We start from the raw sequence: 8,119 nt of genomic DNA, 5'->3' as shown, positions 1-8,119 counted from the left end.
CAGACCCACTGACTGCCGTCGTCCGGATGCGTACTGGTGGCGACGCCCCCGGTGACGGTCACCACGAACAGGAAGAGGGCGAGTGCGGCGTCGGCAGGCCCGGTCCGCCCCCCGGCCCGTCCTCCGAGCGGTCCTCCGGTCCGTCCTCCGAACGGTCCTCGGGCAGGTCCGACGGCTCCGGGGAGCGGTCCTCGGAGCCGTCGGGGTCCTCGGCCGAGTGGCCCGGGGTTTCCCCCCGGGGAAGCGCAGTCACAGCGTGCTCCAGTCCTGGTCCGGATAGCGGTGCACGGGCGCCGACACGTCGTCGAGCGCCTGGCAGATCTCGTCAGGAAGCGTAAGCGTCTCCACTGACAAAGCCTCGGTGAGCTGCTGCGCGTTGCGCGCGCCGATCACCGGGGCGGCCACCCCGGGCCGGTCGCGTACCCAGGCGAGCGCGACCTGCAGCGGGGTGGTGGCCAGCCCGTCGGCCGCCGTGGCGACCGCCTCCACGACGCGGCTCGCCGCGTCGTCGAGGTACGGCTCCACGAAGGGCGCGAGCTGTTCCGAGGCCCCGCGCGAGCCGGACGGGGTGCCCGTGCGGTACTTGCCGGTCAGGACACCGCGCCCCAGCGGGGACGAGGGCAGCAGCCCCACCCCGAGGTCGAGGGCGGCGGGCAGCACCTCGCGCTCCACGCCGCGCTGGAGCAGCGAGTACTCCATCTGTGTGCTCGCCAGCCGGGTACGCGCGCCCGGCGCCGCGAGCTGCCAGGTCGCGGCCTTGGCCAGCTGCCAGCCGCAGAAGTTGGACACTCCCGCGTACCGCACGCGGCCGGAGGAAACCGCCAGGTCCAGGGCTTGGAGTGTCTCCTCCAGCGGGGTCACCGGATCGAAGGCGTGCACCTGCCACAGATCGACGTAGTCCGTGCCGAGCCGCTCCAGGGACGCGTCCAGCGCGGCGAGCAGATGTCCGCGCGAGCCGTTGAACCTGCGGTACGGATCGCGCACGCTGCCCGCCTTCGTGGCCACCACGAGGTCCTCCCGCGGCACCAGCCCACCCAGGAGCCGCCCGAGGAGGTACTCCGCCTCCCCGCCCCCGTAGGCGTCCGCGGTGTCGACCAGAGTGCCGCCCGCGTCCCAGAAGGCCTTCAACTGGTCGGCGGCGTCGTGCTCGTCCGTGTCCCGGCCCCAGGTGAGGGTGCCGAGCCCGATCCGGGACACACGAAGGCCGGTACGGCCGAGATGCCTCTGCTCCATGGGCGCAGAGATTACTGTCCGGGCCCCCGGAGCGGGGAAGCCTGTGGACAACCATGGCGCGGCCCCGCCCCTGCCGGACGGCGGCGCACCGCGCTAGAGTCCGGCGGACAGAGACGTTACTGATCAGTAAGGGGAGCGGATATGCGGCTCGGCATCAATCTCGGTTACTGGGGCGCGGGCATGGACGCCGACAACCTCGCCGTCGCGCAGGAGGCGGACCGCCTCGGCTACGACGTCTGCTGGGCGGCGGAGGCGTACGGTTCCGACGCGCCGACCGTGCTCACCTGGGTCGCGGCGCAGACCGAGTCCATCGACGTGGGCTCCGCGATCATGCAGATCCCGGCCCGTCAGCCCGCGATGACCGCCATGACCGCGGCCACCCTCGACTCCCTCTCCGGCGGCCGTTTCCGCCTGGGCCTCGGCGTCTCGGGGCCGCAGGTCTCCGAAGGCTGGTACGGCGTCAAGTTCGACAAGCCGCTGGCCCGCACCCGCGAGTACGTCGACATCGTCCGCAAGGCGATGGCCCGCGAGCGCCTCACGTACGAGGGACAGCACTGGACGCTCCCGCTGCCGGGCGGCCCCGGCAAGCCGATCAAGCTGACCGTCCACCCGCAGCGCGAGCACATCCCGCTCTACATCGCCGCCATCGGCCCGAAGAACCTGGAGCAGACCGGCGAGATCGCGGACGGCGCCCTGCTGATCTTCCCGTCCGCCGAGCACCTCGAGGAGACCGCGCTGCGGCACCTGCGGGCGGGCCGCGAGAAGGCCGGGCTGCCCCTGGAGGGCTTCGACGTCTGCCCGACCGTCCCGCTGGCGGTCGGCGACGACGTGAACGGCCTGGCGGACATGTTCCGCCCGTACACCGCGCTCTACGTCGGCGGGATGGGCAGCCGGAAGCAGAACTTCTACAACCAGCTCGCCCAGCGCATGGGGTACGAGAAGGAAGCCGCCGAGATCCAGGACAAGTACCTCGCCGGGGACAAGAACGGCGCCGCCGCCGCGGTCCCGCACCGGCTGATCGACCAGACCACCCTGCTCGGCCCGGTCGACCGGATCGCCGACGGGATGCGCGCCTACGCCGAGGCCGGCGTCACCACCCTCACCCTCGCCCCCGCCGGCTTCACGCTGGAGGAGCGGATCGCCGCCCTGCGCGCCGGTACGGAGGCGCTGGAGCGCTCCGGCGCCGCCGAATAGCGCCACTGGCCGGAGCGGGCCCCGGCCCGCTCCGGTTGCCCGGAGCGCCGCGGAGCCTTTGAATTTTTGAAGGCTGTCCGGAGACGGGTACGGAGGTGGCAGTCATGCTCTCGGCAAAGAGTCTCTTCCAGGAGATCCTCGACGACGACGAGTCGTTCCGGCTCTTCTGCTCCATCGCCGCCAGCGGTGAGTCGCAGGGCGGCTGGGAGAACGCCCGCATCGCCGCGCTCGTGCCCGAGGGCCAGCGCGCCCTCGCCCCGAAGATCGTCCGGCACGGCGCCGACGAGGACAAGCACGGCCGGATCTTCAACGCGCTCCTGAAGAAGCGCGGGCTGCCCGCCGCCGACGTCCCGGCCGACACCGACTACACGATGCTGCTGGAGCGCCACGGCATCGGCCTCGCCCACGCACGGCTCAGGGGCGAGGAGCCGCTCGCGGAGCGCGACATCGTCACCTATCTGGCCCACAGCCGGGTCACCGAGCAGCGCGCTTCCGAGCAGATGCGCCTGCTGCTCAGGTACTTCGCCGACGACCCCGTCATCGGCCGCGCCGTGCGGATGATCTCGCACGACGAGGACAACCACCTCGCCTACTGCCACGAGGAACTCCTCCGCCTCGCCCGCGTCGGCCACGGCCGCGCGATCCAGCGCATCCTGCGCGAGTGCGCCCTCGCCGAGATCAGGGTCTACCGCGACGTCAGCCTCGCCGTCATGGCCCACATGGGCCGCATCCTCGGCTGGCCCCGGCCGAAGGCGGCGGCGCTCGCGGCGGGCATCCACGTGATGTACGCGTACGAGCGGCTGGCCGGCTGGCGCCGGATGGTCAGCCTGGCGGAGCCGGAGCGCCGCGACGCCCTCGGCTCACCGGCCGTGGCGGGCGCCGAATTCGCCTGAGACGTAGGTGACGCAGGAGACCAGGACGGGGCCGTACCCGGCCGTACCCGGTGCGGTCAGAGCCAGCCGCGCCGCTTGAACTGCCGGTACAGGCCGAAGACCACCCCGGCCATCAGCACGATCACCGCCGGATAGGACCACACCCAGTGGAGTTCCGGCATGTGGTCGAAGTTCATGCCGTAGATGCCCGCGACCATCGTCGGCACGGCGGCCATCGCCGCCCAGGCCGAGATCTTGCGCATGTCGTCGTTCTGCCGGACCCCCATCTGTGCCAGGTGCGCCGAGAGGATGTCGGACAGCAGCCGGTCCAGCCCCTCCACCTGCTCGTTGGCGCGGGTGAGGTGGTCGCCCACGTCCCGGAAGAAGGGCTGCGACTCCGCGTGCACGAACGGCACGCCGCTGCCCGAAAGACGGTTCATCGGAACGGTCAGTGGTCCCGCGGCCCGGCGGAACTCCATCACCTGGCGCTTGAAGGTGTAGATGCGGCTCGCGGTGTGCTGGGACTCGGCGTTGCCGCTCGGCGCGAACACCTGGGTCTCCAGCTCCTCCAGGTCGATCTGCAGCTCGCCCGCCACGTCTATGTAGTGGTCGACGACCGAGTCGCTGACGGCGTACAGCACGGCGGTCGGCCCCTGCCTCAGCACTCCGGGCTGCGCCTCCAGCCGGCGCCGTACGTCCGCCAGCGGGGCGCTCTCGCCGTGGCGGACCGTCACCACGAACGAGTCGCCCACGAAGACCATCAGCTCGTCCGCGCTGACCGTGTCGCCGGCCGGCTCGTACGCGATCGGCTTGAGCACCATGAGCAACGAGTCGTCGTAGATCTCGAGCTTGGGCCGCTGGTGCGCCTTGAGCGCGTCCTCCACGGCGAGGGGGTGCAGCCCGAACTCCTTGGTCACCAGGGAGAACTCCTCCTCGGTGGGCTCGTGCAGCCCGATCCAGAGGAAGGCGTCCCCCGAGGCCCGCGCCTCGTCCAGCGCGTCGGAGAAGTCGTCGGGGCCGTCCGTCCGGCGCCCGTCCCGGTAGATGGCACAGTCGACAATCACGGCGCGCATTCTTCCCTGCCCTGGCCGAAAGCACACCTTCGCCCCACCTCCGGGGCCCCGCCGGAGGTCGTTAGGCTGGCCGGTATGCCCACCCTGATCCTCGTACGCCACGGACGCTCCACCGCCAACACCTCCGGAGTGCTCGCGGGCCGTACCGCCGGTGTCGCGCTGGACGAGCGCGGCGCCGCACAGGCCGCCGGGCTGCCCGGCCGCCTCGCCGGAATTCCGCTCGTGGCCGCCGTCAGCAGCCCCCTCCAGCGCTGCCGGGAAACCCTCCAGCCGCTGCTGGACGCGCGTCCCGGCCTCCCCCTGCACGTCGAGGACGGCCTCTCCGAGTGCGACTACGGGGACTGGTCCGGGCGCAAGCTCGCCGAACTGTCCGACGAGCCGCTGATGTCGGTCGTACAGCAGCACCCCTCCGCCGCCGCCTTCCCGGGCGGCGAGTCGATGCGCGCGATGCAGAACCGCGCGGTCGACGCCGTCCGGGCCTGGAACGCCCGCATCGAGGCCGAGCACGGCGAGGACGCCGTCTACGCCATGTGCTCGCACGGCGACATCATCAAGGCCGTCGTCGCCGACGCGCTGGGCATGCATCTCGACCTGTTCCAGCGCATCCACGTCGACCCCTGCTCGGTCACCGCCGTCCGCTACACCCGGCTGCGTCCCTTCCTGCTGCGCCTCGGCGACACCGGGGACCTGGCGGGTCTCGCCCCCCGCGAGCAGGGACTGGGTGCCGACGCCACCCCCGCCGACGAAGCGGACCACGGATCGCACGCCCAGGTGGGGGGCGGCGCTGGGGCGCCGTGATCGCTCCTGGCGATAGGGTGGACGGGCCGTAGGGAGCCCGTTCGAGGGTTTTCCCGGCACCCGTCCCCGAGCGGCGGGGGTCAGCCCCCGTCCGCCGTCGATCCCCAAGGGAGAACTGACGTGTCCCGTCAGGTGTTCCTCTACGACCCGCCGGAACGATTCGTGGCCGGCACGGTCGGGCTGCCTGGACGCCGTACGTTCTTCCTCCAGGCGTCCGCCGGTGGCCGGGTCACCAGCGTGGCCCTGGAGAAGACCCAGGTCGCCGCGCTCGCGGAGCGGATCGACGAGCTGCTCGACGAGGTGGTCCGCCGCACCGGCGGCAACTCGCCGGTTCCCGCGGTCGCGCCCATGACCGTCGCCGACACCGCGCCGCTCGACACCCCCGTGGAGGAGGAGTTCCGGGTCGGCACGATGGCACTGGCCTGGGACGGAGACGAGCAGTGCATGATCGTCGAGGCACAGGCCCTCGTCGAGATCGACGTCGACGCCGAGGACGACCTGGCGGCGGCCGAGGAAAGGCTTCTCCAGGACGAGGAGAACGGCCCGCCGATGCTCCGGGTACGCCTCAGCGGCGCCCAGGCCCGGGCCTTCGCCAAGCGCGCCCTCGACGTCGTCTCCGCAGGTCGCCCGCCGTGCCCGCTGTGCAGCCTGCCGCTCGACCCGGAAGGACACGTGTGCCCGCGTCAGAACGGATACCGGCGGGGGGCATGACGACCGCAGCCGAAGTGGTCACCCTGCTCACCGAGGGGCGGCTCACCGTCCTCGGCCGGGTGCCCGGGGCCTCCAACGCGGTCCTGCGCTGCACCGTCGCGCTCGACGGCGCGGAGCTTCCCTGCGTCTACAAGCCCGTCGCCGGGGAGCAGCCGCTGTGGGACTTCCCCGACGGCACCCTCGCCCAGCGCGAGGTGGCCGCCTGGGAGGTCTCGGAGACCACCGGCTGGGGGCTCGTCCCGCCCACCGTGCTGCGCGAGGGCCCGTACGGCGAGGGCATGTGCCAGCTGTGGATCGACGCCGAGCCCGACGCGGGCCCCATGCTCGCCCTCGTCGAGGGGGAGGAGCCGGAGGACGGCTGGAAGGCCGTCGGCCTCGCCGACGTGGGCGAGGGGAAGACCGCCCTGCTGGTGCACGCGGACGACGCCCGGCTCCGGCGGCTCGCGGTGCTCGACGCGGTGATCAACAACAGCGACCGCAAGGGCGGCCACCTGCTCCCCGCACCCGGGGGACTGCTGTACGGCATCGACCACGGCGTCACCTTCCACCACGACGACAAGCTGCGCACCCTGCTCTGGGGCTGGGCCGGCGAGCCGCTGACCTCCGAGGCGGTGGAGGTGCTGGACCGCCTGGCCGAGGAGCTGGCGCCACAGTCACGGCTCGCCGAACGGCTGGGCGGGCTCATCACCCCGGCCGAGCTGGACGCCGTGCGGGAACGGGTGGCCGCGCTCCGGACGTCGGGGCTGCACCCGGTGCCGAGCGGGCAATGGCCCGCCATCCCGTGGCCGCCGGTCTGACGGGCGCCTGTCAGCAGAGTGACCCGACCGACCCGGCCGGGCCTCTCCCGAACACGCCCTAGCGGGGCCGGGCGGTTCCGTCAAGAATGCGTCTTCGGACACGATTCGCCATCCGGTTCGTATCCGGAACCTCCGTCCGGTTACGCTCATGACATGCATGCCTGGCCCGCTTCTGAGGTCCCCGCCCTGCCTGGCAAGGGCCGCGACCTTCGGATCCACGACACCGCGACCGGCGGACGGATCACCCTTGACCCCGGTCCCGTCGCCCGCATCTACGTCTGCGGCATCACGCCGTACGACGCGACCCACATGGGTCATGCGGCGACCTACAACGCGTTCGATCTCGTACAGCGCGTGTGGCTCGACACCAAGCGGCAGGTTCACTACGTCCAGAACGTGACCGACGTGGACGACCCGCTGCTGGAGCGGGCCGTGCGCGACGGAGAGGACTGGACCGCACTCGCGGAGCGCGAGACCGCCCTGTTCCGTGAGGACATGACCGCGCTGCGGATGCTCCCGCCGAAGCACTACATCGGTGCGGTCGAAGCCATACCGGGCATCGTGCCCCTCGTCGAGCGCCTGCGTGACGCCGGTGCGGCGTACGAGCTGGAAGGCGACGTCTACTTCTCCGTCGAGGCCGACCCGCACTTCGGCGAGGTCTCCGGTCTCGACGCGGAGGCCATGCGGCTGCTCTCCGCCGAGCGCGGTGGCGACCCCGAGCGTGTCGGCAAGAAGAACCCCCTCGACCCGATGCTGTGGATGGCCGCCCGTGAGGGCGAGCCGAGCTGGGACGGCGGCAGCCTCGGAGCCGGACGGCCCGGCTGGCACATCGAGTGCGTCGCCATCGCCCTGGACCACCTCGGCATGGGCTTCGACGTGCAGGGCGGCGGCTCCGACCTCGCGTTCCCGCACCACGAGATGGGGGCCTCGCACGCGCAGGCCCTGACCGGCGAACACCCCTTCGCCCGGGCGTACGTCCACGCCGGCATGGTCGGCCTGGACGGCGAGAAGATGTCGAAGTCCCGGGGCAACCTCGTCTTCGTCTCCACCCTCCGCCGTGAGGGCGTGGACCCGGCGGCGATCCGCCTCGCCCTGCTCTCGCACCACTACCGGAGCGACTGGGAGTGGACCGACCAGGTCCTCGCCGACGCCGTCGCCCGGCTCGGACGGTGGCGCGCCGCGGTCTCCCGCCCGGACGGCCCGTCCGCCGACGCCCTGGTCGAGGAGGTCCGCGAAGCCCTCGCCGACGACCTGGACGCCGCGACCGCACTTGCGGCCGTGGACCGCTGGGCCGAGCGCCAGCAGTCCGACGGCGGCACGGACGAGGGCGCACCCGGCCTCGTCTCGCGTACCGTCGACGCCCTCCTGGGCGTTGCCCTGTAACCCGTCGCATCCGCGTACACGAATCGGCCCCGGTCCTCTCCTGGAAGAGAGGACCGGG

Annotated in this window: 8 protein-coding genes; 6 read left to right on the top strand and 2 right to left on the bottom strand. The window is 72.2% G+C overall.

Features of this window, described 5'->3' with window-relative positions; translation table 11 throughout:
• Positions 1 to 249: 249 nt before the first annotated feature.
• Positions 250 to 1,233: an aldo/keto reductase gene (locus ACWD3D_RS29550; RefSeq protein WP_451463826.1), complete on the bottom strand. Its 984-nt coding sequence runs from the start codon at positions 1,231 to 1,233 to the stop codon at positions 250 to 252.
• A 141-nt stretch (positions 1,234 to 1,374) separates the two neighbouring features.
• On the opposite strand from ACWD3D_RS29550, the gene ACWD3D_RS29545 reads away from it, so the two are divergent.
• Together ACWD3D_RS29545 and ACWD3D_RS29540 are read left to right on the top strand one after the other, a co-directional pair.
• Complete coding sequence (locus ACWD3D_RS29545; protein WP_387372037.1) at positions 1,375 to 2,427, top strand: LLM class F420-dependent oxidoreductase; 1,053 nt, start codon at positions 1,375 to 1,377, stop codon at positions 2,425 to 2,427.
• 104 nt (positions 2,428 to 2,531) lie between these two features.
• Entirely contained in the window at positions 2,532 to 3,320 is a 789-nt protein-coding gene (locus tag ACWD3D_RS29540; RefSeq protein ID WP_451463825.1) for a ferritin-like domain-containing protein, read from the top strand.
• A gap of 56 nt (positions 3,321 to 3,376) precedes the next feature.
• Here ACWD3D_RS29540 and ACWD3D_RS29535 read toward each other — a convergent pair whose 3' ends face one another.
• A complete protein-coding gene (locus ACWD3D_RS29535) occupies positions 3,377 to 4,372 on the bottom strand; it encodes a magnesium and cobalt transport protein CorA (protein ID WP_451463824.1) in 996 nt (331 codons plus the stop codon).
• A gap of 75 nt (positions 4,373 to 4,447) precedes the next feature.
• On the opposite strand from ACWD3D_RS29535, the gene ACWD3D_RS29530 reads away from it, so the two are divergent.
• The 4 genes from ACWD3D_RS29530 to mshC all read left to right on the top strand — a co-directional run bounded on the left by ACWD3D_RS29530 (position 4,448) and on the right by mshC (position 8,061).
• On the top strand, positions 4,448 to 5,170 hold the full coding sequence (locus tag ACWD3D_RS29530; RefSeq protein ID WP_451463823.1) for a histidine phosphatase family protein: 723 nt from the start codon (positions 4,448 to 4,450) through the stop codon (positions 5,168 to 5,170).
• 120 nt (positions 5,171 to 5,290) lie between these two features.
• A complete protein-coding gene (locus ACWD3D_RS29525; RefSeq protein WP_451463822.1) occupies positions 5,291 to 5,881 on the top strand; it encodes a DUF3090 domain-containing protein in 591 nt (196 codons plus the stop codon).
• The gene (locus ACWD3D_RS29520; protein WP_451463821.1) at positions 5,845 to 6,678 is read left to right on the top strand and encodes an SCO1664 family protein; all 834 of its coding nucleotides are present in this window, start codon (positions 5,845 to 5,847) and stop codon (positions 6,676 to 6,678) included. Before ACWD3D_RS29525 ends, ACWD3D_RS29520 begins: the two co-directional genes overlap by 37 nt.
• A 153-nt stretch (positions 6,679 to 6,831) precedes the next feature.
• Positions 6,832 to 8,061 carry a cysteine--1-D-myo-inosityl 2-amino-2-deoxy-alpha-D-glucopyranoside ligase gene (mshC, locus tag ACWD3D_RS29515; RefSeq protein ID WP_451463820.1) on the top strand — a complete coding sequence of 410 codons (1,230 nt, stop codon included), beginning with the start codon at positions 6,832 to 6,834 and terminating at the stop codon, positions 8,059 to 8,061.
• Positions 8,062 to 8,119: the final 58 nt, after the last annotated feature.

The organism is Streptomyces sp. NPDC002690 (genome assembly GCF_053592415.1).
Note: the sequence above shows the minus strand (reverse complement) of the source record. Positions and strands in the feature narration are given on the sequence as shown.

Excerpts from the sequence above, each read along its gene's own strand:
- ACWD3D_RS29550 (WP_451463826.1), bottom strand. The coding sequence starts at position 1,233 with ATGGAGCAGAGGCATCTCGGCCGTACCGGCCTTCGTGTGTCCCGGATC.
- ACWD3D_RS29545 (WP_387372037.1), top strand. The coding sequence starts at position 1,375 with ATGCGGCTCGGCATCAATCTCGGTTACTGGGGCGCGGGCATGGACGCC.
- ACWD3D_RS29540 (WP_451463825.1), top strand. The coding sequence starts at position 2,532 with ATGCTCTCGGCAAAGAGTCTCTTCCAGGAGATCCTCGACGACGACGAG.
- ACWD3D_RS29535 (WP_451463824.1), bottom strand. The coding sequence starts at position 4,372 with ATGCGCGCCGTGATTGTCGACTGTGCCATCTACCGGGACGGGCGCCGG.
- ACWD3D_RS29530 (WP_451463823.1), top strand. The coding sequence starts at position 4,448 with ATGCCCACCCTGATCCTCGTACGCCACGGACGCTCCACCGCCAACACC.
- mshC (WP_451463820.1), top strand. The coding sequence starts at position 6,832 with ATGCATGCCTGGCCCGCTTCTGAGGTCCCCGCCCTGCCTGGCAAGGGC.